The 20279-nt window shown below is 73.1% G+C and carries 22 protein-coding genes; 14 read left to right on the forward strand and 8 right to left on the reverse strand.

Annotated features, from left to right (window positions below):
* Positions 1 to 56 precede the first annotated feature (56 nt).
* A complete protein-coding gene (locus tag CP978_RS05095; RefSeq protein WP_043437885.1) occupies positions 57 to 1022 on the reverse strand; it encodes a pirin family protein in 966 nt (321 codons plus the stop codon).
* 168 nt (positions 1023 to 1190) lie between these two features.
* On the opposite strand from CP978_RS05095, the gene CP978_RS05100 reads away from it, so the two are divergent.
* Positions 1191 to 1538: a tetratricopeptide repeat protein gene (locus CP978_RS05100; protein WP_043437888.1), complete on the forward strand. Its 348-nt coding sequence runs from the start codon at positions 1191 to 1193 to the stop codon at positions 1536 to 1538.
* A gap of 101 nt (positions 1539 to 1639) precedes the next feature.
* Here CP978_RS05100 and CP978_RS05105 read toward each other — a convergent pair whose 3' ends face one another.
* Positions 1640 to 2575: a M56 family metallopeptidase gene (locus tag CP978_RS05105; RefSeq protein ID WP_043437890.1), complete on the reverse strand. Its 936-nt coding sequence runs from the start codon at positions 2573 to 2575 to the stop codon at positions 1640 to 1642.
* A 6-nt stretch (positions 2576 to 2581) separates the two neighbouring features.
* Positions 2582 to 3007, reverse strand: a complete 426-nt coding sequence (locus CP978_RS05110; RefSeq protein ID WP_043437893.1) for a BlaI/MecI/CopY family transcriptional regulator — start codon at positions 3005 to 3007, stop codon at positions 2582 to 2584.
* Positions 3008 to 3202: 195 nt separating this feature from the next.
* Between CP978_RS05110 and CP978_RS05115 the strand changes: the two genes are divergently transcribed.
* On the forward strand, positions 3203 to 3865 hold the full coding sequence (locus CP978_RS05115; protein ID WP_043437896.1) for a peptide deformylase: 663 nt from the start codon (positions 3203 to 3205) through the stop codon (positions 3863 to 3865).
* Between the two features lie 136 nt (positions 3866 to 4001).
* On the opposite strand, the gene CP978_RS05120 is transcribed toward CP978_RS05115, so the two are convergent.
* Positions 4002 to 5429, reverse strand: coding sequence for a dihydrolipoyl dehydrogenase family protein (locus tag CP978_RS05120; protein ID WP_043437898.1), 1428 nt, complete (start codon positions 5427 to 5429; stop codon positions 4002 to 4004).
* 142 nt (positions 5430 to 5571) lie between these two features.
* On the opposite strand from CP978_RS05120, the gene trxA reads away from it, so the two are divergent.
* Positions 5572 to 5958 (forward strand): thioredoxin, encoded by a 387-nt coding sequence (gene trxA / locus CP978_RS05125; protein ID WP_043437903.1) that lies wholly within the window; start codon positions 5572 to 5574, stop codon positions 5956 to 5958.
* A gap of 19 nt (positions 5959 to 5977) precedes the next feature.
* Here trxA and CP978_RS05130 read toward each other — a convergent pair whose 3' ends face one another.
* Positions 5978 to 7012, reverse strand: a complete 1035-nt coding sequence (locus CP978_RS05130; protein ID WP_043437905.1) for a LacI family DNA-binding transcriptional regulator — start codon at positions 7010 to 7012, stop codon at positions 5978 to 5980.
* 154 nt (positions 7013 to 7166) lie between these two features.
* On the opposite strand from CP978_RS05130, the gene CP978_RS05135 reads away from it, so the two are divergent.
* From CP978_RS05135 to CP978_RS05145, 3 genes are all read left to right on the forward strand, one after another.
* Positions 7167 to 7385: a hypothetical protein gene (locus CP978_RS05135; protein ID WP_174498609.1), complete on the forward strand. Its 219-nt coding sequence runs from the start codon at positions 7167 to 7169 to the stop codon at positions 7383 to 7385.
* Between the two features lie 139 nt (positions 7386 to 7524).
* The gene (locus CP978_RS05140) at positions 7525 to 9012 is read left to right on the forward strand and encodes a flotillin family protein (protein WP_043437907.1); all 1488 of its coding nucleotides are present in this window, start codon (positions 7525 to 7527) and stop codon (positions 9010 to 9012) included.
* 237 nt (positions 9013 to 9249) lie between these two features.
* On the forward strand, positions 9250 to 9936 hold the full coding sequence (locus tag CP978_RS05145) for an SDR family oxidoreductase (protein ID WP_043437909.1): 687 nt from the start codon (positions 9250 to 9252) through the stop codon (positions 9934 to 9936).
* Between the two features lie 40 nt (positions 9937 to 9976).
* On the opposite strand, the gene CP978_RS05150 is transcribed toward CP978_RS05145, so the two are convergent.
* On the reverse strand, positions 9977 to 10582 hold the full coding sequence (locus CP978_RS05150; protein ID WP_043437911.1) for a GOLPH3/VPS74 family protein: 606 nt from the start codon (positions 10580 to 10582) through the stop codon (positions 9977 to 9979).
* 154 nt (positions 10583 to 10736) lie between these two features.
* Between CP978_RS05150 and CP978_RS05155 the strand changes: the two genes are divergently transcribed.
* The 3 genes from CP978_RS05155 to CP978_RS05165 all read left to right on the forward strand — a co-directional run bounded on the left by CP978_RS05155 (position 10737) and on the right by CP978_RS05165 (position 12763).
* Positions 10737 to 11675, forward strand: a complete 939-nt coding sequence (locus CP978_RS05155) for a LysR family transcriptional regulator (RefSeq protein WP_043437912.1) — start codon at positions 10737 to 10739, stop codon at positions 11673 to 11675.
* Positions 11676 to 12026: 351 nt separating this feature from the next.
* On the forward strand, positions 12027 to 12200 hold the full coding sequence (locus CP978_RS05160) for an antitoxin (RefSeq protein WP_107070349.1): 174 nt from the start codon (positions 12027 to 12029) through the stop codon (positions 12198 to 12200).
* Positions 12201 to 12289: 89 nt separating this feature from the next.
* Positions 12290 to 12763, forward strand: coding sequence for a type II toxin-antitoxin system PemK/MazF family toxin (locus tag CP978_RS05165; protein WP_043448191.1), 474 nt, complete (start codon positions 12290 to 12292; stop codon positions 12761 to 12763).
* Positions 12764 to 12772: 9 nt separating this feature from the next.
* On the opposite strand, the gene CP978_RS05170 is transcribed toward CP978_RS05165, so the two are convergent.
* Complete coding sequence (locus tag CP978_RS05170) at positions 12773 to 13603, reverse strand: TIGR02452 family protein (RefSeq protein ID WP_043437914.1); 831 nt, start codon at positions 13601 to 13603, stop codon at positions 12773 to 12775.
* Positions 13604 to 13907: 304 nt separating this feature from the next.
* Between CP978_RS05170 and egtA the strand changes: the two genes are divergently transcribed.
* From egtA to egtD, 4 genes are read left to right on the forward strand one after another with little or no spacing between them, the layout of a single operon-like run.
* Entirely contained in the window at positions 13908 to 15245 is a 1338-nt protein-coding gene (egtA, locus tag CP978_RS05175; protein WP_079162017.1) for an ergothioneine biosynthesis glutamate--cysteine ligase EgtA, read from the forward strand.
* On the forward strand, positions 15242 to 16558 hold the full coding sequence (egtB, locus tag CP978_RS05180) for an ergothioneine biosynthesis protein EgtB (RefSeq protein ID WP_043437916.1): 1317 nt from the start codon (positions 15242 to 15244) through the stop codon (positions 16556 to 16558). Before egtA ends, egtB begins: the two co-directional genes overlap by 4 nt.
* Positions 16558 to 17418, forward strand: coding sequence for an ergothioneine biosynthesis protein EgtC (egtC, locus tag CP978_RS05185; RefSeq protein ID WP_043437918.1), 861 nt, complete (start codon positions 16558 to 16560; stop codon positions 17416 to 17418). The genes egtB and egtC overlap by 1 nt, the downstream gene beginning before the upstream one ends.
* Complete coding sequence (gene egtD / locus CP978_RS05190) at positions 17415 to 18416, forward strand: L-histidine N(alpha)-methyltransferase (protein ID WP_043437919.1); 1002 nt, start codon at positions 17415 to 17417, stop codon at positions 18414 to 18416. The genes egtC and egtD overlap by 4 nt, the downstream gene beginning before the upstream one ends.
* A gap of 100 nt (positions 18417 to 18516) precedes the next feature.
* On the opposite strand, the gene CP978_RS05195 is transcribed toward egtD, so the two are convergent.
* The gene (locus CP978_RS05195; protein ID WP_043437922.1) at positions 18517 to 19773 is read right to left on the reverse strand and encodes an extracellular solute-binding protein; all 1257 of its coding nucleotides are present in this window, start codon (positions 19771 to 19773) and stop codon (positions 18517 to 18519) included.
* 199 nt (positions 19774 to 19972) lie between these two features.
* On the opposite strand from CP978_RS05195, the gene CP978_RS05200 reads away from it, so the two are divergent.
* The gene (locus CP978_RS05200) at positions 19973 to 20188 is read left to right on the forward strand and encodes a dodecin (RefSeq protein WP_043437924.1); all 216 of its coding nucleotides are present in this window, start codon (positions 19973 to 19975) and stop codon (positions 20186 to 20188) included.
* The last annotated feature ends 91 nt before the right edge of the window (positions 20189 to 20279 follow it).

Consider the following 20279-nt stretch of genomic DNA (forward strand, 5'->3'; position numbering starts at 1 on the left):
AGACCTTACGAGCAGCCGGCCCATCCGGCGACCGAACAGGCAGGCGCCTTCGCAGGTCAGCGGCGATTCCCCCGGGGTTTCAGCGGCACCGTCGGCAGCTCCGGAGCGGGCAACGGAGCGCCGTCGTATCCCTGTACCTCGCCGAATCGGCGGCCTTCCATCCAGTCCTGGCGCGCCTGTACGATGTCTTCCGCTGACCGTCCGATGAAGTTCCACCACATCACGAGCTCCTCCGCAAACGGCTCGCCGCCCAGAAGCATCAGGCCCGCGTCCGACTCGGCGCGCAGCGGGAGTTCGGTGCGGCCGCAGCCCAGGTAGAGCATCGAGCCCGGCAGCACCGGGACGCCGTCGACACGGGACTCGCCGGACATCGCCAGGACCGCGTACTCGAAGTCCGGGTCCAGCGGCAGCCGTACGTCCGCGCCGCGGCTCAGGGCCAGGTCGGCGCCCACGATCGGTGTGTAGGTGGTGCCGGGCGACCTGGCGCCGTCGACCTCGCCCAGGATCAGCGTGGCCCGGAGTCCGGGCGCGGTGACCACGGGCAGTTCCGGATGGTGCTCGAAGTGCGGCTCGACATGCCGGTGGGTGTCGGGCAGGGCCACCCAGAGCTGCGCCCCGTGCAGAAAGCGCTGGTGCGGCCTGGGGCTCTCCTCGGAGTGGCTGATCGCCCTGCCCGAGGTCATCAGGCCCAGCTGCCGGGGGCGGATGGTCCGCAGGCTGCCGGTCGAGTCACGGTGCAGCACCTCGCCCTCGTGCAGCCAGCTCACCGTCTGCAACCCCATGTGCGGATGCGGCGGGACCTGCATACCGGGCTCGTCGGCGATGTCGTCCGGACCGTAGTGATCGACGAAGCACCAGGCACCGACCATCCGGCGGCCCAGGTTGGGCAGCAGCCGGCGGACCTCCGTCGACTCGCCGAGCCGTACCCGACGGGGGCTGAGCAGCTCACGCACCGGCTCCGCCACCACGAACCCGCGGCCGCCGCACTCGGAAGGCACCGGCTCGCGATCAAGATTGCTCATACCGCTCAACCTAGCCCCGCGCGGGCAGCCGCGTCAGTCCATCCACGCGCCCGTCACAAAGCTCGCCCGCGCGGCGGGCGTCCACCGCGCGGACGGCCGCCGGCGTGCCCGGGGCCATGGAATATTCACCCGTCCGCCCCGGTTGACGGCGCCGTGAGGAGGTCTTCGGTGGAGACGACGTACTACGACCACGGGGAGCCCGCGGAGCGCTGGGAGCGGGCGCGGATGTTCTTCGACGCCAAGGACTACTACGCCGCGGCACAGGTCCTCGAGGGTCTGGTCGACGAGGTGCCGGAGCAGACCGCGCCGCGGCTGCTACTGGCGCGGGCCTACTACCACTCGGCCCGACTGGGTCGCGCCGAGGCCGAGTTGATCACCATCGTGGAGCGCGAGCCGGTGGAGCACTACGCCCGGCTGCTGCTCGGACGCACGCTCCAGCGTCAGGGCCGCGACGACGAGGCCGGGCCGCATCTGCGAATCGCCGCGGCGCTCGCGGGGGACTTCGTGGACGGCTGAGGGCGGATGCCGACGGACGCCCACGGACGTCAACGGCCCGTGCCCGGTGTTCGGGCACGGGCCGTCCCTCGCGCGGAAGGGGGCCCACGGGATCCGGCTCCTCAGAGGCTCTCCGCCGCGCACAGGACCAGGAACATGGTCACCGCCGAGTTGGCCGAGGACATCGCCGACAGCAGGGTGCCGGCGGCGGCGCCCCAGACGGCGAGTCCCGCCGAGGTGAACACCGAGGGCCAGGTGCGGGGCGCGGGCGCGGGACCGAGCAGGGCCGCCACCCGGCGGGGCACCGGGCCCGCGGTCGCCAGCCCCGCCAGCGTCGGCGCCGGGGTGCCGCGGGACAGCAGCGCGGCCCTGCCGATCGCCCGGGCCAACACCCGGCGGCTGCCCACCGCGCGGGCCGCCTCCTCGTCGGCCCAGCGTTCCGCCGTGTAGACGACGGCCGTACGCAGCGGGACGAGAAAGGGGTTGGCGCGGGCCGCGAGTCGTACGGCCAGCAGATGACGGTGGTGACGGGCCGTCAGATGGGCGCGCTCATGGGCGAACAAAGCCCGGCGCTCTGCGGAGGTGAGCCCGTCGAGCAGGGCCGTGGTGACGACGATCCGGTCCTGCGACCCCCCTCCGGGCAGCGCATAGGCGTACGGCTCGGTCTCGGGCAGTACGGCCACCGAGCGGCCCGGCAGCCCGGCCAGCGTGCGGTGCGCCCGGCGGACGGTCCACCGGTGACGCCACAGCGCCCGTGCGCAGCCGGCCACGACCAGGGCGAGTGCCGGGATCGCCGCGGTGCCCACGATCTCGTCGTACGGCACGGCGTTCCTCACCTCGGGGCCGGACCAGCCGTCCGGCAGGGGATTGCCCGGCAGCCGGGCGGTGCCGACGACCATGAGCAGCGCGAGACAGAGGGTGCTGCACACGGCCATGACGGAGGCGACACCGGTGAGCAGCCGGGTGGCCGTGCGCGGGTGCAGATGCAGTTCGGCCAGCCGTGCCACGGGCCAGGCGGTGAGCGGCAGAACCAGCGGCAGCAGGGCGAAGATCCCCATGAGACGTCAGCCCTCCGTACGGCCGTCCGCCATGTCCGCTGCGTCCGGTGTGTCCGTGGCGTCCAGGAGGGCGCGCAGCAGTTGCTCGTCGTCCGGGGACAGTGCGGTGAAGAAGCTGGCGAGGACGGCTTCGCGGTCGCGGTCGCCGTCGAGCAGCCGGCGCATCTTGAGCGCGGTGAGCCCCGGTACGTCCGCGGTGGGTGTCCAGACGAAGGAACGTCCCTGCCGTTCCCGGGAGACGGCGTCCTTGGCCAGCAGCCGGGTCAGGATCGTGACGACGGTGGTGTAGGCGAGATCCCCGCCCAGGTGCTGCTGCACCCAGGCCGCGGTCACCGGGGCGTCGGCCTGGCGCAGCGCCCCGAGCACCTGGCCCTCCAGCTCCCCCTGTGCCCGCCGCCGGGATCCGTGGCGCGGTTGCTCGCGCTGTGCCATGACCGTCTCCCTCCGGCGTGCCTGCCGCGTGCTGCGTGCCGCACCACGCTACCCGGCGGCCGCCTCGGGGCGTGTTCCGAAGGGACCGTCCGCCCCGCGACGCCCGGCGGGCACGTCCCGGAGGCGCCCCGGCCCGAGGCCGCGGAGGCCCCGGCGGGCCGTGCGCGTCCGTGATCCGCCTGTCATGCTGGCGCGATGGCATCCGAAGTCGACCGCACCGACCCGCACGCCCTCCCGATCGCCGAGCGTGTCGAGCAACTCCTCGCGGCAGGCGGCCCGTTGCCGATCGTGGCCGCCGGTCATCCGGTGCTGCGCCGTGCCGCCGAACCCTTCGAGGGGCAGCTGTCGCCCGCCCTGCTGGCCCGCTTCGTGGCGGCGCTGCGCACCACGATGCACGCCGCGCCCGGGGTGGGGCTCGCGGCCCCGCAGGTCGGGGTGGGGGTGCGGATCGCCGTGATCGAGGACCCGGCGCCCGTGCCCGAGGACATCCGGGCCGTGCGGGGACGGGTGCCGCAGCCCTTCCGGGTGCTCGTCAACCCCTCGTACGAGGCGGTCGGCACCGAACGGGCCGCGTTCTTCGAGGGCTGTCTGAGCGTGCCGGGCTGGCAGGCCGTGGTGGCCCGGCACGCCCGGGTGCGGCTGCGGGCGCTGGACGAGCACGGGGCAGAGGTGGACGAGGAGTTCACGGGCTGGCCGGCCCGTATCGTCCAGCACGAGACGGACCATCTGGACGGCACGCTCTATCTGGACCGGGCGGAGGTGCGCTCGCTGTCGACCAATGAGGCGGTGGCGGCGCGCTGGGCCCAGCCGACACCTGAACGGGCCGCCGCTGAACTGGGGTTCCCCCTGCCCGGCTGAGCCGGGGTCCGGGGCACCGGCAGCGGTCGCCCCGGCGCCCACTCGCGCTGCCGGGCTCCGGGCGGGCCCGGCCCGGTGTGCGGTCGTACGGGGGGACCGTCTGTTTTTCCCCCCCGTACGACCGACGCCGCAGCCGTCAGCCCCGGTACGCCTCCAGCAGGCGCAGCCAGACCTCGCTGATCGTCGGGAAGGACGGGACCGCGTGCCACAGGCGGTCGATCGGCACCTCGCCGGCGACCGCGACGCTCGCGGAGTGGATCAGTTCGCCGACGCCGGGGCCCACGAAGGTGACGCCCAGCAGGGTCTCGCTGTCCAGGTCGACGACCATTCGGGCGCGGCCCCGGTAGCCGTCCGCGTACAGGATCGCCCCCTCGACCGAGGTCAGGTCGACGTCCACCGCGCGCACCCGGCGGCCCGCCTGTTCCGCCTCGGCCAGGGAGAGACCCACGGCCGCCGCCTCCGGGTCGGTGAAGACCACCTGCGGGACCGCCGCATGGTCGGCGGTCGCGGCGTGGGCGCCCCAGGGATCGGTCTCCAGCAGGGGGACGCCCGCCGCGCGGGCCGCGATCACCGCGCCCGCGATCCGCGCCTGGTACTTCCCCTGGTGGGTGAGGAGTGCACGGTGGTTGACATCGCCGAGCGCATAGAGCCAGTCGCTGTCCGTGACCCGCAGGGTGTCGTCGACCTCCAGCCAGGAGCCCGGTTCCAGACCGACGGTCTCCAGTCCGATGTCGTCCGTATGGGGCACCCGGCCGGTGGCGAAGAGGATCTCGTCCGCCTCCAGGCGGTCCCCGGAGTCCGTGACGACCACGACGGTGTCGCCCTCCCGCCGCACCGACTCCACCGAGGTCCCGGTGCGCAGGTCCACCCCGGCCTCCGCGAGCGCCTCGGCGACCAGTTCGCCGGCGAAGGGCTCCATGCGCGGCAGCAGGCCCTTGCCGCGGACCAGAACGGTCACCTCGGAGCCCAGGGCGTGCCAGGCCGTGGCCATCTCGCTCGCCACCACACCGCCGCCCACGATGATCAGCCGGCCGGGCACCGACTTGGCGCCCGTGGCCTCGCGGCTGGTCCACGGTTTCACCTCGGCGAGTCCCGGCAGGTCCGGCAGCCGGGCACCACTTCCGGTGCACACGGCGACCGCGTGCCGGGCGGTGAGGACGTGCTGTTCGCCGTCGGGGCCGGTCACCGTGACGGTGCGCGGCCCGGCCAGCCGGGCGTGTCCCCGGTACAGATCGGCTCCGATGCCGTCCAGCCAGGCGACCTGTCCGTCGTCGTGCCAGTTCCCGACCTCATGGTCGCGGTGGGCCAGGACCGCGGGCGCGTCGAGGGGTCCCGCCACACCGTCGACCCCGGGGACCCGGCGGGCGTCGGCGCGGGCGATCACCGGGCGCAGCAGCGCCTTGCTGGGGATGCACGCCCAGTACGAGCACTCGCCGCCGACCAGTTCTCTCTCCACGATCGCGGTGGCGAGGCCGGCTGCTCGGGTGCGGTCGGCGACGTTCTCCCCCACGGGCCCGGCGCCGAGCACCACGACGTCGTAGGCGATGGATTCGGTTTCCGTCATAGGGCCAGTCTGGTGGGTGGTGTGCGCGGTGGCCACACGGGTACGCGCGCGGAACACGTGTGGAATACATGCCGCTGTGCCGCCGTTGTGGACAGCGGCTCGGACCGGACACCAGAACGCCACCAGAAAGAGGGACAACGACATGAGCAGCACCGTGGAGCTCACCAAGGAGAACTTCGACCAGACGGTCCAGGACAACGAATTCGTCCTGATCGACTTCTGGGCGTCCTGGTGTGGGCCGTGCCGTCAGTTCGCCCCCGTGTACGAGAAGGCCGCGGCGGAGAACCCGGACCTGGTGTTCGGCAAGGTGGACACCGAGGCGCAGCCCGAGCTGGCGGCGGCCTTCGGTATCCAGTCGATCCCGACGCTGATGATCGTCCGGGACCGGGTGGCGGTCTTCGCCCAGCCGGGTGCACTGCCGCAGTCCGCTCTCGACGACGTCATCGGGCAGGCGCGGAAGCTGGACATGGACGAGGTCCGCCAGGCGGTCGCCGAGCAGCAGTCCAAGGCCGAGCAGAACGGTCACTGACGTCCGGCTCGCCGGCCGCTCAGCTCGATTCCCGGTGGACGACGCGCGCTCCGAGCACCTGGTGCACCTCCGGTACGCCGCCGGGGTCGCGCACCACACGGTCGACCAGCTCGGCCAGATCGCGTCCGGACGGCAGTTCGATGTGGACGGTGCTCAGCCGGGGCCGCAGCAGCCGCCCCAGCATCAGGTCGTCGGCACCGACCACGGCCGTTCCCGCCGGGATGTCCACGCCGGCGTCCAGCAGGGCGCGCATCAGCAGCATCGCGTACTCGTCGTTGTAGGCGAAGACGGCGTCCAGGCCCAGGGAGCGCCAGCGCCCGGCGAGCCGGGCGGCGGCCTCCTCCTCGTAGGTCAGCGGAAGCTCGGTGACGGTCGCGCCGGTGCCCTCCAGGGCGCGCCGCACCCCCGCGAGGCGGGGCCTGGAGAAGTGCTCAAGTCCGGGTTCGCCCGGGACGACGACCCCGATGCGACGGCGTCCCCGGGCCAGCAGATGCGCCCCGGCGCTGTGTCCGACCCCGACATGGTCCAGCAGCAGCGCATGGGCGCCCTCGACGCGTTCGGGGCCCAGGGTGACGACGGCACGCGCTCCGGAGCGCTTGAGGATGTGCACTCCCCGGGGGCCCAGTCCGCCGTCGGGCACCACCACCGCGACCGGGCGCAGTTCGGCCCAGGCGCGGGCGGCCTCGTCGCCGTTCAGGCCGATGCCGCCGTACTGCACCACGGTGTAGTCGAAACGGCCGAGGGCCCACTGGAGATCGTTGAAGAACTGGCTGTGCAGCGGGCCCACCGGGACCCGAGGCGCGGGCATGAGCACCATACGGCTGTGCCCGGCGCGCAGACTGCGGGCGGCGGCGTGCGGGACGTACCCCAACTCCTCGGCGGCCTCGTGGACACGGCGGCGCGTGGCTTCGCTGATGCGTACGGCGCTGGTGTTGTTCAGGACGTACGAGACGGTCGCGCGCGAGACTCCGGCCAGGCGTGCCACATCGGCACTCGTCGGCACGGCGGTGGGTGCGGGCGACGAAGGTACGGGCTGTTCCGGTAAATGCACCATGACGTACGCATCTTGGCAGAACGCCCGGGGTCACGGGCACCGGGCCCCGGCGCGTCGCCGCCCCGAGGACGCGTGCGGCCCGGGGTGGTCCGTCACCGGAATCCGCCGCCGACGCCCGGGCGGCACAAGGCCGTTGGGGCCGTACGCTGTGACCATGGGCGATGCGTCGATGGTCGGTCTGCTGGGGCGTGTCACCGGTGCCGTCGGGCCCGGTCTGGTCGGCGAGGTGATCGTCCGGGTGCGTGGCGGCGCCGAGCACTTCCTGGCCCACCCCGCGCACGGCACGGGCCGTATCGAGCCGGGCACGCTGATCATGGTGGTGGAGTACCTTCCGCCGCGGACCGTGTATGTGGAGACGGTGTACGACGGTTGAGCCCGCCGCCGGGCGGCCCGAGGCCGGACCCATCAGGACGGTGACAAGACGCCCGCGACGTCTTCACCTCGGGCCTCCGCGGGCGCACACTCCCCTCGTTCGGTGCCGACCCGGCACCAGGCGGAGGGGGCGTGGACCGATGGTCATGGGCGTCGTCGCGGGGGCGGCAGTTCTCGCGCTGATCCTGCTCGTCGGGATCTTCAAGCTGATGTGGCGCGTCGCTGAGCCCAACGAGGCACTGATCATCTCCGGTTCGGCACACCGGACCGAAGGCCTCGAGGAGGGCATGGGTTTCCGCATCGTCACCGGGCGCGGCACGCTGGTGCTGCCCGGTGTGCAGGCGGTGCGCAAGCTGTCCCTCGATCTCAACGAGACCGAACTGCAGGTGGACTGCGTGACCCACCAGGGCATTCCGCTGAAGGTGCGGGGCGTGGTCATCTTCAAGGTGGGCGACGACCTGGTGTCGATCGCCAATGCCGCACGGCGCTTCCTCGACCAGCAGAAGCTGATGGCGGAGCGGGTCCACAATGTGTTCGCGGGTCATCTCCGCTCCATCGTGGGCGGTCTGACGGTCGAGGACATGATCCGGGACCGGGAGAAGCTCACCGGGCAGACCCGGGCCGCCTGCGGCACCGAGATGGAGAAGCTCGGCCTGATCGTTGACTCCCTGCAGATCCATGAGATCGAGGACCCGACGGGTTACATCCAGAACCTGGCCGCACCGCACGCCGCGGCGGTGCAGCGGGACGCGCGCATCGCGCAGGCGGAGGCCAATCGTCTCGCCACCGAGGCGGAGCAGCAGTCGTTCGCACGGATGGCGGAGGCGACCCGGGACAGCGAGATCCTCCAGGCCGGCTATCAGGCGGAGCGCGACAAGGCGGGTGCGAAGGCGCGCCAGGCCGGTCCACTCGCGGACGCGGCGGCCCGTCAGGAGGTCGTGGTGCAGGAGACCCGCGTCGCGGAGCTCGAGGCGCACCGTCGTGAGCAGCAGCTCCAGGCGGACGTCCGCAAGCCCGCGGACGCGGCGGCCTACGAGAGGCGCACCCTGGCCGAGGCCGAGCGGGATGCGCGGATCTCGGCGGCGCAGGCCACCGCCAGGGAGACCGAGCTGGCGGCTGTGGCCGAGGCGACCCGGGTCAAGACGGCCGCGGGCGCGGAGGCGGAGGCGACCAGGACGCGGGGTGAGGCGACCGCGGCGGCGACCCGGGCCACCGGTGAGGCGGAGGCCGCCGCGGCTCGGGCGAGGGGTCTGGCCACCGCCGAGGCGGCCCGGGCCGGGGGTCTCGCGGAGGCGGAGGCCATCAAGGCCCGCGCCGGGGCGCTCGCGGAGAACCAGGAGGCCGTGATCGCCCAGCAACTCGCCGAGAAGTGGCCGGAGATCGTGCAGGCGGGCGCGTCCGCCTTCGGCAGTGTCGACAACATGGTGCTGCTCAACGGCGCCGACGGCATGGCCGAGACCTTCACCAAGGCCCTGACGATGGGCGGTACCGGTCTGGGTCTCGCGCGTCACCTGCTGTCGTCGATGAACAAGAACGGGAACGGGGCGACGGGCACCGGGGCGGCCGGCCCCGACGTGGTCCCCTCACGGCGGCCGGAGCGGATCGAGGTGGAGGAGGACGAGAGCTGACCCTCGGGTACCGGACGGCCGGGGCGTGGGACGTCGGGCGTACGGGAGGGGGATCCCGTACGCCCGAAGCCGTTTCGGGGGTGCGATCGGCCGTGTCGCGCGTGATGGTGAAGGGGGGACGGACGGCCACGGTACGGTCGCCCGCGGCCGGGAGGCGGCGGCCCGGACTCGGCCCACCTCCGAACGCCCCTACGGAGTCCGGGAGTCGGCGTCTCCCACTACGGCGAAGGAAGCGCGATGGACATCACTGGATCGGTGGCCCTGGTGACGGGCGCGAACCGCGGTATCGGCAGGGCCTTCGCCCGGGCGCTGCTCGACCACGGCGCGGCCAAGGTCTACGCCGCCGCGCGCGACCCGGAGAGCGTGGCCGACGCCGGCGTCACCCCGTTGCGCCTGGACGTCACCGACCCCGGGGAGATCGCGGCGGCCGTCGCCGCGGCGGACGACGTCACCGTGGTGATCAACAACGCCGGGGTGGGCGGCTGGGGCACCACGCTCCTCGAAGGCGACCTGGACGGCGCCCGGCAGGCGATGGAGGTCAACTTCTTCGGCACCTGGGCCGTCTCCCGCGCCTTCGCCCCCGTCCTGGCACGCAACGGCGGCGGCGCCCTGGTGAACATGCTCTCGGTGGCGTCCTGGGCCGCCCGGCCCGGCTGGGCCGGCTACGCGGCCTCCAAGGCGGCCGAGTGGTCGTTGACCAACGCACTGCGCGAAGGACTGCGGGAGCAGGGCACCCTGGTGGTCGCGGTGCACGCCGGTTTCGTGGACACGGAGCTGAGCGCCTGGACGGACGCACCGAAGATCACAGCCGCGGAGGTCGCCGAGCAGACCATGCGCGCGCTCGCCGAAGGCCGGGGCGAGGTCCTCGCCGACGACCGCACCAGAGAGGTCAAGGCGGCCCTGGGGCGGCCGCCGGCGCCGTGACCGGAACCGGCCGGCGGCGCCGACCTCGCCGGGGATGTCCTCAGGGGCCCCGCCAGATGTTGTCGAAGGCCGCCTTCTCGATGGCGCGCCGCTGCCGTACCGCCGTCAGCTCCGTCACGGCGTCGTCGACGGCCGTCAGGATCGTCACCACCTCCGTGTCGGTCTCGTCCGGCAGCCCCGCCGCGGGCGCCTCGCGGATCCCGATGGTCGAGGTGAGGGTGGCGAGCACCGGTTCGTCTGCCGCCGACCGGTCCGTGGCCTGCTGCCGGGCGGGGGAATCGACCAGCGCCGCCTCACCGGTCCAGGACGGCAGCCAGCGGCGGCGCTGACGGGTGAAACGGCCCTCCTCCTCGAAGGCGGCCAGATAGGCGGAGGCGAGATCGCGCCCTCGGCGCCACAGCCAGTCCTCGACCGGCTCACGGGGCGTCTGCCGGACGAGTGCGGAGGCGGCCTCGCGCAGCAGCCGGTCGTCCGTCGCGGGCGGGTCGCCCGGCACCAGGAGGTCTCCGTCCAGGGTCAGGGCCCGGGCGTCCCTGAGGTCGAGCAGTTCGGCTCCGGCGAGCGCGAGGGACAGATCGCCCGGTTCGGCACGCCGGCCCGGGCCGGCGTCCAGAGCGACGATCAGCAGGTCCCGTGCGGTGGTCATGTGCGGCTCCAGGTCTGAGGCTTCGTGCCGGTACTCGGGGGAGCGACATCACCGAGCGGTCTCCCCCCTCGCCCCCGGGGACCCGACGGTAGCGCGACCGCGTACGGTCCGACAGGGTCACTCGCCGGTGGAGGTGGCCCCCCACCGACGTAGCATGACAAGCGTGGAACTGCGCCAGTTGCGGTACTTCCTCGCGGTTGCCGAAGAGCTGGACATCGGCCGGGCCGCCGAGCACCTGCTGGTCACCGGCCCTTTCCTGGCACAGCAGCTCAAGACTCTCGAACGCGATCTCGACGTACGACTGTTCGATCGCGACCACCGTTCGATGTCCCTCTCCCCCGCCGGTGCGGCCCTGCTCCCCCAGGTCCGCGCCCTGGTGGAACGGGCCGACGATCTCCGGCTGCGGGCCGGCCGGCTCGCCCGGTCCGAGCCGGTGCGGCTCGGCCATGTCAACTGGCTGCCCCCGGACCTGACCGCACGCACCGCCGTGGCGGCCCAACTGCATGTCGACGCCAGGGTCGCGCCCTCCCACGCCCAGGCGGCCCGGGTCGCGGACGGCAGCCTCGATGTCGCCGTGTGCTGGATACGCACCGGGGACCTGGCGCGCCAGGACCTGGGGGCCCGGCTCATCGGCGCCGACCGGCTCCACGCCGTGTCCCGCGAGCGCACCGACGGCGGTCTTGAGGACGGCGGCATACCGGCCCGGGACTGCGCGGTGCTCCTCTACGAGGACACCGTCTCCCGGGCGTCCTGGAACGCCTTCGCCCGCAGGCTGTCCGAGGACACCGGCGCCCGCGCGGTCCGTGTCCCGGACGGCGGCGTCACCGATGCCGCGTTCCTCGACCAGGTCCGCCGCAGCCGCCGTCCGGTCGTCGGCTGCCCCGAGGACCGGACCGCTCCCCTCCCGCCCGGCCTGGTACGCCGCCCCCTGATCGCACCCAAGGCCTATTGGACCTGGTCCGCGGTCTGGCGGGGCGACGACGGACGCACCGCGGTACGGGCCGTCGTCGACGCCCTGGCCGCGGGGGTCGGCGACCTCGGCATCAACGCCGGGGACGCCTGGCTGCCGGACGACGACCTGTACAAGCGCTGACGGGACCGCCCCCGCGGACGGCCGAGGCGCTCCCGACCGGCCGGACACGGGCCGGGCCGCACGGCGGAAAGAGGGCCCGTCCTCGATCCGGGCGGCTCTCCGGACCCTCCGGACCCTCCGGACCGTCCAGATCCCCAGATCCTCCAGATCCTCCGACGACGATGCGCCGGACCCGGCGGTGCACGCCCGTGCCGCACAGGAGCCGTCCCACGGACCGCGGCACGGCCCCGGCGGTGTGCGGGGTCCGGATCCGCCTCGCCGCCGGGATCGCGTCACCAGGGCCGCTGGGGATGCAGCAGCGGCGTGGGGCGCCGATCCTGGAAGAGGGACCAGACCCGCAAGGAGGCCACGATGTCCATGATGGACAAGCTCAAGCGGATGCTGAAGGGCCACGAGGAACAGACACCCCAGGGTGTCCAGGACAGGCCCCAGGGCGACCAGGGCGGTCGGGTCGACAAGGGCCCGGACGCGCTCCGGGAGCAGATGCGGAGCCAGCAGGACCGGGACAACCCGCCCCAGCCGTAACGCCGGGGACAAAGGGGGCAGTTGACGCGGTCTCACCCCGTCCCGACCCGCTCGGCGGGCGCCGGCGGTGACGTTCTAACGTGATCCGGGTGACTGCCTTTACCGACTTCACCGACGAAGACGTTCCCGGCCGCTACGGCCCCTCCGCGACCACCGAGGCCGATCCCCATGACGTGGGGCCGGTGCGGACCGAGTACGCGCCCGCGCACGACGGCGACCCGGACCCCGGCGAGATCGTCTGGACCTGGGTGCCGTTCGAGGAGAACGACGGCCGCGGCAAGGACCGCCCGGTGCTCGTGGTGGCCCGGGAGGCGGCCGGGACGCTGCTCGCCGTGCAACTGACCAGCAAGCGGCACGACGGCACACACGCCCACGGGGATCCGCGCCACTGGGTGCCGATCGGCCACGGCCCCTGGGACCGGTCGGAGCGCGACTCCTGGGTGTACATAGAGCGCGTCATGCGGTTGCACGACGCCGGTATGCGCCGGGAGGCGTGCGCGCTGGACCGTGGCCGGTTCAATCTGGTGGTGCACCATCTCCAGGAGCGGTACGGCTGGTCCTGAGCGCCCGGGTCAGCGGGCGCACACCTCCCCGAAGGCGCTCAGGAACGCGCCCCGGGTGGCCGCGTCCTCAGTGCGGTCGAGGACGGCGAAGACGACCTCCTCGAAGTACCCCTGGAAACGCCCCTCGACCAGCAGTTCATGGAACGCCCCGGCCACCTGCGCCGGGGCGTTCCGGAACACCCCGCAGCCCCATGCGCCCAGCACCAGGCGCCGGTAGCCGCAGGCGGCCGCGGTCTCCAGGACCCGCTCGGCCCGGGCCACCAGGGCACCCGGCAGGGCGTCCGCGCGCTCCGGCGTGCTGCGCAGCACCACACCGGCGTTCGGCGCCGCGGCCGTCAGGAAGCCCGCCTCGTACGGTGTGCCGAGCAGGCGTCCGCGGTCGTCGCGGAAGACGGGCACGGCGGGTGAATGGATGACGCGGTCCGTGTAGAACGGGTCGCGGTGCGCCCGGTGGTGGTCGTAGAACTCCCTCGCCTCGCGCACGCAGGCGTACAGCGCGGAGGCCCGGCACAGGGCCTCCTCCTGGGCCTGTGCGCCGTTGAGGAAGCCGCCGCCCGGGTTCCGCGCCGAGGCGAAGGTGAGGACGGCCACGGGATCACCCGAACGGCCGACCAGGCGCCGGGCCGCTTCCAGGCTGCTCTCCCCGGTGACCTCGAAGAGCGTGACGGCACGGGCCACTTCCGGTGTCCCCACCGGGTCGGGTCCGAACAGCCGGGTGCCGGCCCGGGCGGCCTCGACCGCCGCGGCGATGGTCACCGTACGTCCGTCGTCGGCGCGGTAGACGCCCGCCTCGACGATCTCCTGGGTCCGTTGCGCGATCCCGCGCAGGCGCGCGCTCACGGCGCCACCCCCGTGGGCGCCGTGAGCGCGTCGCGCACGGCCTCTTCCGGCCCACGGCCGGTCTCCCCCGTCGTGCTCATGAACGCATGGTGAGCGATGCTGGTGCTACGCCGCAACGGAGTTTCCCGGTACCGAAAACACCTGCTCCCGGGTGCGGGAACGGAAAGCGAGCAGTCCGAAACACACCACTGTGCACCCTTGTGCGATTCCCCCGCGAGGGTCTTGGGTGGGACGAGCGACACCGGCCCGGGCCCCGTCCGGCCCCGGGCCGGTGACATGGTGGAACCCCCAGGAGGATCCCGACATGTCCGATCCGGTGAGTGACGGTCCGGAGTCCCGCTCCGCCGTCACGGACGCCGAGGTGGAGGCGCTGGTCCGCGGCATCTGCTTCAAGACCGGCCCGCCCCGTTCCCTCGGTGTCGAGCTCGAATGGCTCGTCCACGAGCTGCGGAAACCGTGGCTCCCCGTACCACCCGAACGTCTCCGGGCGGCCTATGCCGCGCTACGGTCCCTGCCCCTCAGTTCGGCGCTCACCGTCGAACCCGGCGGCCAGCTGGAGCTCAGTTCCGCTCCCGCCGCCTCCCTGATGGAGTGCATACGGGCCGTGTCCGCCGACCTCGACGCGGTCCGCGCGTCGCTGGGCGAGGCGGGCATCGGACTCAGCGGCTACGGCCATGACCCGTGGAACCCCCCGCGTCGCTATCTCCATGAGCCGCGCTATGACGCCATGGAGAACTACCTCGACCGCGCCGGCCCCGAAGGGCGGAGAATGATGTGCTGCTCCGCCTCCGTCCAGGTGTGCCTGGACGCCGGTTACGAGGAGCCGGGCCCCCTCGGGCACGGACGGCGCTGGTGGCTGGCGCACCAGTTGGGCGCGGTGCTGGTCGCCGCGTTCGCGCACTCGCCGCTGGCCCTGGGCCGGCCCACGGGCTGGCGCTCCACGCGGCAGTCCCTGTGGGCCGCGATGGATCCGGGGCGCAGCGGCGCTCCGCCCCTGGGCGGCGACCCGCGCATGACCTGGGCCCGGCATGTGATGGACGCGCCCGTGATGTGCGTGCGGGCCGAGACCGGTCCCTGGCGGGTGCCGGACGGCATGAGCTTCCGGGCCTGGACCCGGTCGGCCGAGCCCCCGGACCGCGGCGACCTCGACTATCACCTCTCGACCCTGTTCCCTCCGATACGGCCCCGCGGCCATCTCGAACTCCGCATGATCGACGCCCAGCCGGGTGACGACGGATGGATCGTGCCGCTCGCCGTGACGACCGCGCTCTTCGACGACCCGGAGGCCGCCGAGACCGCGTACCGGGCGGTGAAACCCCTCTCCGAACGGGCGGGTTCGCTGCCCGCCCCGTGCAATCCGCTGTGGGTCGCCGCCGCCCGGGACGGGCTGAGCGATCCCGAGCTGCGCGATGCCGCCACGGTCTGTTTCACGGCCGCGGCCGAGGCCCTGCCCCGGCTCGGCGCCACCGCCGAGGTCCGGCGTGCCGTGGCGCGGTTCTTCGAACGCTATGTGGCCAGGGGCCGCTGCCCCGCCGACGATCTGCTGCTCCGCTTCCAAGGGAGGGACATCCGTCCGGGCGAGGAGGACGCCCGGTTCGGCGGGGAGGACATCCGGTTCCACGGGAAGGACATCCGCACATGACCGACGAACCGCCGGCGATCGGCCCCGAGCGGCTCCGGGAGCGCGCGCTCCGGGCGCTGACCACGGCCCGCGACCGGACCGCGCTCCTGACCACCTGTGTCGACGGCCCCGACCTCGTCGCCCAGCACTCCCCGCTGATGTCGCCGCTGGTCTGGGACCTGGCGCACATAGGCAACCAGGAGGAGCTGTGGCTGCTGCGCACGGTCGCGGGACGGGAGGCCATGCGGCCCGAGATCGACGGGCTGTACGACGCCTTCGAGCACCCGCGCGCCGAGCGGCCCTCGCTGCCGCTGCTGCCGCCCGACGAGGCCCGCCGCTATGCCGCCGAGGTGCGCGGCCGGGCCCTGGACGTGCTGGAGAACACCCCGTTCGAGGGGCGGCGGCTGACCGAGGCGGGCTTCGCCTTCGGCATGATCGCCCAGCATGAGCAGCAGCACGACGAGACCATGCTGATCACCCATCAGCTGCGCAGGGGGCCGCGGGCGCTCACCGCTCCGGATCCGGAGCCGGTGGCGCCGTACTCCGGGCCGTCCGAGGTTCTCGTGCCCGGGGGCCCGTTCACCATGGGCACCTCCACCGAGCCCTGGGCGCTGGACAACGAACGGCCCGCCCATGTGCGGACGGTGCCCGCCTTCCATATCGACACCACCCCGGTGACCAACGCCGCCTATCGGGCCTTCATCGAGGACGGGGGCTATGACGAGGAGCGCTGGTGGACCCCGCAGGGCTGGGCCCATATCCGCACCCACGGCCTGGACGCCCCGCTGTACTGGCGCCGGGAGGGCGGCGAGTGGCTGCGGCGGCGCTTCGGTGTCACCGAGGCCGTGCCGCCCGACGAGCCCGTGCTGCATGTGAGCTGGTACGAGGCGGACGCCTATGCCCGCTGGGCGGGGCGCCGGCTGCCCACGGAGGCCGAGTGGGAGAAGGCGGCCCGGCACGACCCGGCGACCGGCCGCTCCCGGCGCTATCCCTGGGGTGACGCCGACCCGGCGCCCGAGCACGCCAACCTGGGCCAGCGGCATCTGCGTCCCGCGCCGGCCGGCAGTTACCCGGCGGGGGCCTCGCCGCTCGGGGTGCGTCAGCTGATCGGCGACGTCTGGGAGTGGACGGCGAGCGATCTGCTGCCGTACCCGGGGTTCAACGCGTTCCCGTACAAGGAGTACTCGGAGGTGTTCTTCGGTCCGGAGTACAAGGTGCTGCGCGGCGGTTCGTTCGCCGTGGACCCGGTGGCATGCCGGGGTACCTTCCGCAACTGGGACTATCCGGTCCGGCGGCAGATCTTCTCCGGGTTCCGCACCGCGAGGGACGCCTGATGTGCCGTCAGCTCGCCTATCTGGGGCCCGAGGAGCCGCTCGGCCGGCTCCTGGTGGAGCCCCGGCACAGTCTCCTCCGGCAGTCGTGGGCGCCGCGGATGCAGCGCCATGGCACGGTCAACGCCGATGGTTTCGGCGTGGGTTGGTACGCGCCGGGGGATCCGGTGCCGGCCCGTTACCGACGGGCCGGTCCGATCTGGGGCGACGCCTCCTTCGCCGATCTGGCGCGGGTGGTGCGCTCGGGCGCGTTGCTGGCCGCCGTGCGGGACGCGACCGAGGGCAGTGCGCCCGGGGAGACCGCCACGGCGCCGTTCGCCGCGGGCCGGTGGCTGTTCAGCCACAACGGGGCCGTGGCCGGATGGCCCCGTTCGGTCGCCGGACCGGCCGGGACCCTGCCGCCGGCCGAGCTGCTGTCGCTGGAGGCACGCAGCGACTCGGCGATCGTCTGGGCCCTGGTGCTGGGCCGATTGCGCGCCGGTGACGAGGCGGGGCAGGCGCTGGCCGACACGGTGCTGGAGGTCGCCGCGGCGGCCCCGGGATCCCGGCTCAATCTGCTGCTCACCAACGGGGAGACGATCGTGGCGAGCGCCTGGGGCGACACGCTCTGGTACCTCGCCGAGCCGGGCGCCTCCCCCGCTCCCGGCTCGTCCCGCTCCCTCGGCCTCGCGCAGGCACCGGGGGGACCCCCACAGCCGGCGGGCACCTCCGTCGTGGTGGCCTCGGAACCCTATGACGACGACCCGCGCTGGCAGGAGGTGCCCGATCGTACGCTGCTCGTGGCCACGCGCACCGATGTCCTGCTGACCCCCCTCAAGGATCTCTGCCCGGCATCCGCACCCCCCGAGGAGCCCCGCACGTGAGCCCGTTCCATGTCACCCGCACCCTGCCCGAGGACGCCACGGACGCCGCGCTGCGCGCCGATGTGCTGCTCGGCCTCACCCGTCCCCAGGACCTCGGCCCCGCCTTCCCCACGGGGACGCCCCTGCTCAAGACGCTGCCGCCGAAGTGGTTCTACGACGCGCGCGGCAGCGAACTGTTCGAGAAGATCACCGAACTGCCCGAGTACTACCCGACGCGCGCCGAGCGGGAGATCCTGGTCGCCCGGGCCGGTGAGATCGCGTCCGCCACCCGCGCGCGCACCCTGGTCGAGCTGGGCTCCGGCTCCTCCGAGAAGACCCGCCATCTGCTGGACGCGCTGACCGGGCTGCGCACCTATGTGCCGGTGGACGTGAGCGAGAGCGCGCTCACCGGGGCGGGGCAGGCGCTGCTCGCCGAGCGGCCCGGTCTTGAGGTCCATGCGCTCATCGCCGACTTCACCGCCGGTCTCACCCTTCCCGAGACCCCCGGGCCACGGCTGGTCGCGTTCCTCGGCGGCACCATCGGCAATCTGGTGCCCGCCGAGCGGGAGGTCTTCCTCGCCTCGGTGCGGTCGCTGCTGACGCCCGGGGACGCGCTGCTGCTCGGCACCGACCTGGTGAAGGAGCCGTCGGTGCTGGTGGCCGCGTACGACGACGCGGCCGGGGTGACGGCCGAGTTCGACAAGAACGTCCTGGCCGTCGTCAACCGCGAGCTGGGCGCCGACTTCGACCTGGACGCGTTCGCCCATGTGGCCCTGTGGGACACCGGGAACGAGTGGATCGAGATGCGGCTGCGGGCGCTCACCGCACAGACCGTGAAGATCCCCGCGCTCGATCTGGCGGTCGACTTCGCGGCCGGCGAGGAGCTGCGCACCGAGGTGTCGGCGAAGTTCCGTGAGAGCGGTGTGCGGCGCGAACTGGCTGCGGCCGGACTGGATCTGACGCACTGGTGGACGGACGAGGAGGGAAGGTTCGCCCTGTCGTTGAGCAGGGTGCGCTGACCGGCGGCGTCTTCGCTCCGAGGGCGAGGGCCCGCCCCCGCGCCGTCCTCGCGCGCCCCCGTCCGGCGGGCTCACCACGGTCCCGCCGGGCGGGACGCGGTCACCCGGCGGAGAGTGTCCGGGTGATGCGGCGCGAGGCGCGGTCCGCTTCGGTCGCCGGGTCCGCGCCCTGGAGCACCTTGGTCATATAGGTCTTGATGGGGTTCTCGGCCTCGACGGCCGCCCAGGTGGGTGCGGCAGGAGTGGCCCGGCCCCGGGCGGCTCCGGCCGCCATCGCCGCGACGCCTTCCTCACCGGCGACCGCCGAGGCGAGGGAGGTCTTGTTGGGCACATAGTTCATCGTGCGGGCCAGGTCGGTCTGCCAGGTGGTGCCCGCCAGGGCCGCGACGACGGCGGTGGCGCCGGCGCGGTCGTCCGTGTTCTTGGGGATCACCAGGTCGGAACCGCCGGTGAAGACGGCCCCGGGCCGGGCGGCCGTGCGGCCCGGGACGGGGAAGTACCCGAGTTTTCCCTTCAGTTCGGGGTTGGTCTGCTCGATCTGCTGGGCGAGCCCCGGCACCGCCACGATCTGTGCGACTTCTTCTCGCGCGAACACCTCGCCCTGCGGGGGGTGTTCCTCGTCGGCGTCGACCGGTCCGGCGCCCAGTGCCTGGAGCTGCCGGTAGAAATCCATGCCGCGCAGCGCGGCGGGCGTTTGCAGGGTGCCCTCCCACCGGCCGGCCGAGGTCTGCCGGGCCAGGTCGCCGCCCTCGTCCCAGATGAATCCGGAGAGGGTGTACCAGTCCTGTCCGGACAGATAGATGCCCTGTACGCCACCGGTGTCGAGCTTCGTGGTGTCGGCGAGCCAGCGGTCGCGCGTCTTCGGCGGCTCGGTGATGCCGGCCTGCGCGAACAGGTCCTTGCGGTAGATGACGACGCGGTTGGCGGCGTACCAGGGGACGCCGTACTGGTGTCCGGAGAACCTGCCCGGCTCGGCGAGGCCCGGCAGCCAGTGGTCCATGTCCCAGTCCCGCATCGACTCCAGGGTCAGATCGATCAGTCCGCCGCCGTCGACGTACTGGGCGACCTGGGTGTTGCCCACCTCGATGACATCGGGGCCGTCGCCGTCGGGCCGCCCGAGCGCTTCCTGGACCTTCGCGCCGATCCCGGTCCATTCCTGGATGCGGACATCGAGCCGCAGATCGTCGTGGGTCCGCTCGAAGTCGCGGGTGAACCGGGCGAGGAACGCGTCGGAGGCGCTGCCCTTCATCAGCCAGACCGTCACGGTCCGCCTCCCGCTCCCGGCGTCGGACAGAACTCCGCACGCGGTGAGGAGGCAGGCGCACACACATATCAGGGCAAGCAAACGTCTTCGCACGGAGGGTCCTGTTCAGCCTTGCGGACAAGAGAAGGGGCCCGACGTGGGGGACGAGCTCAGCGCTCGTACGGGTGTCCTGGATTTTGGTATGGACCAATACGGAGGTCAAGGGGTGGTGCCCTCTCTCGCGGTCCCCGCTGCCCTACGGCACCGTGGAGTTGACGTGTGCCGCAGGCGCCGCGCGGAGAGGAGCAGCCCCATGTCGGACCACACCTATCGGGTCACGGAAATCGTCGGCAGCTCGCCCGAGGGGATCGATCAGGCGATCCGCAATGCCGTCACCCGCGCCTCACACACCCTGCGCAAACTGGACTGGTTCGAGGTCACGCAGGTCAGGGGCCGGATCGAGGACGGCCGGATCGAGCACTACCAGGTCGGCCTGAAGGTGGGCTTCCGTCTGGAGGACGGCGAGTAGGGGAACTCGGCGGGGGTTGCCGGGCGCGGGCCCTTCACCCGTACGGCGCAACGTCGTTCACCGGGCTCAGGACCGGGTCACGCCGAATTCT

The sequence above is a fragment of the Streptomyces nodosus genome (assembly GCF_008704995.1).
Classification (GTDB): domain Bacteria; phylum Actinomycetota; class Actinomycetes; order Streptomycetales; family Streptomycetaceae; genus Streptomyces; species Streptomyces nodosus.

Excerpts from the sequence above, each read along its gene's own strand:
- CP978_RS05095 (WP_043437885.1), bottom strand. The coding sequence starts at position 1,022 with ATGAGCAATCTTGATCGCGAGCCGGTGCCTTCCGAGTGCGGCGGCCGC.
- CP978_RS05105 (WP_043437890.1), bottom strand. The coding sequence starts at position 2,575 with ATGGGGATCTTCGCCCTGCTGCCGCTGGTTCTGCCGCTCACCGCCTGG.
- CP978_RS05110 (WP_043437893.1), bottom strand. The coding sequence starts at position 3,007 with ATGGCACAGCGCGAGCAACCGCGCCACGGATCCCGGCGGCGGGCACAG.
- CP978_RS05115 (WP_043437896.1), top strand. The coding sequence starts at position 3,203 with ATGGCATCCGAAGTCGACCGCACCGACCCGCACGCCCTCCCGATCGCC.
- CP978_RS05120 (WP_043437898.1), bottom strand. The coding sequence starts at position 5,429 with ATGACGGAAACCGAATCCATCGCCTACGACGTCGTGGTGCTCGGCGCC.
- trxA (WP_043437903.1), top strand. The coding sequence starts at position 5,572 with ATGAGCAGCACCGTGGAGCTCACCAAGGAGAACTTCGACCAGACGGTC.
- CP978_RS05130 (WP_043437905.1), bottom strand. The coding sequence starts at position 7,012 with ATGGTGCATTTACCGGAACAGCCCGTACCTTCGTCGCCCGCACCCACC.
- CP978_RS05135 (WP_174498609.1), top strand. The coding sequence starts at position 7,167 with ATGGGCGATGCGTCGATGGTCGGTCTGCTGGGGCGTGTCACCGGTGCC.
- CP978_RS05140 (WP_043437907.1), top strand. The coding sequence starts at position 7,525 with ATGGTCATGGGCGTCGTCGCGGGGGCGGCAGTTCTCGCGCTGATCCTG.
- CP978_RS05145 (WP_043437909.1), top strand. The coding sequence starts at position 9,250 with ATGGACATCACTGGATCGGTGGCCCTGGTGACGGGCGCGAACCGCGGT.
- CP978_RS05150 (WP_043437911.1), bottom strand. The coding sequence starts at position 10,582 with ATGACCACCGCACGGGACCTGCTGATCGTCGCTCTGGACGCCGGCCCG.
- CP978_RS05155 (WP_043437912.1), top strand. The coding sequence starts at position 10,737 with ATGACAAGCGTGGAACTGCGCCAGTTGCGGTACTTCCTCGCGGTTGCC.
- CP978_RS05160 (WP_107070349.1), top strand. The coding sequence starts at position 12,027 with ATGTCCATGATGGACAAGCTCAAGCGGATGCTGAAGGGCCACGAGGAA.
- egtA (WP_079162017.1), top strand. The coding sequence starts at position 13,908 with ATGTCCGATCCGGTGAGTGACGGTCCGGAGTCCCGCTCCGCCGTCACG.
- egtB (WP_043437916.1), top strand. The coding sequence starts at position 15,242 with ATGACCGACGAACCGCCGGCGATCGGCCCCGAGCGGCTCCGGGAGCGC.
- egtC (WP_043437918.1), top strand. The coding sequence starts at position 16,558 with ATGTGCCGTCAGCTCGCCTATCTGGGGCCCGAGGAGCCGCTCGGCCGG.
- CP978_RS05200 (WP_043437924.1), top strand. The coding sequence starts at position 19,973 with ATGTCGGACCACACCTATCGGGTCACGGAAATCGTCGGCAGCTCGCCC.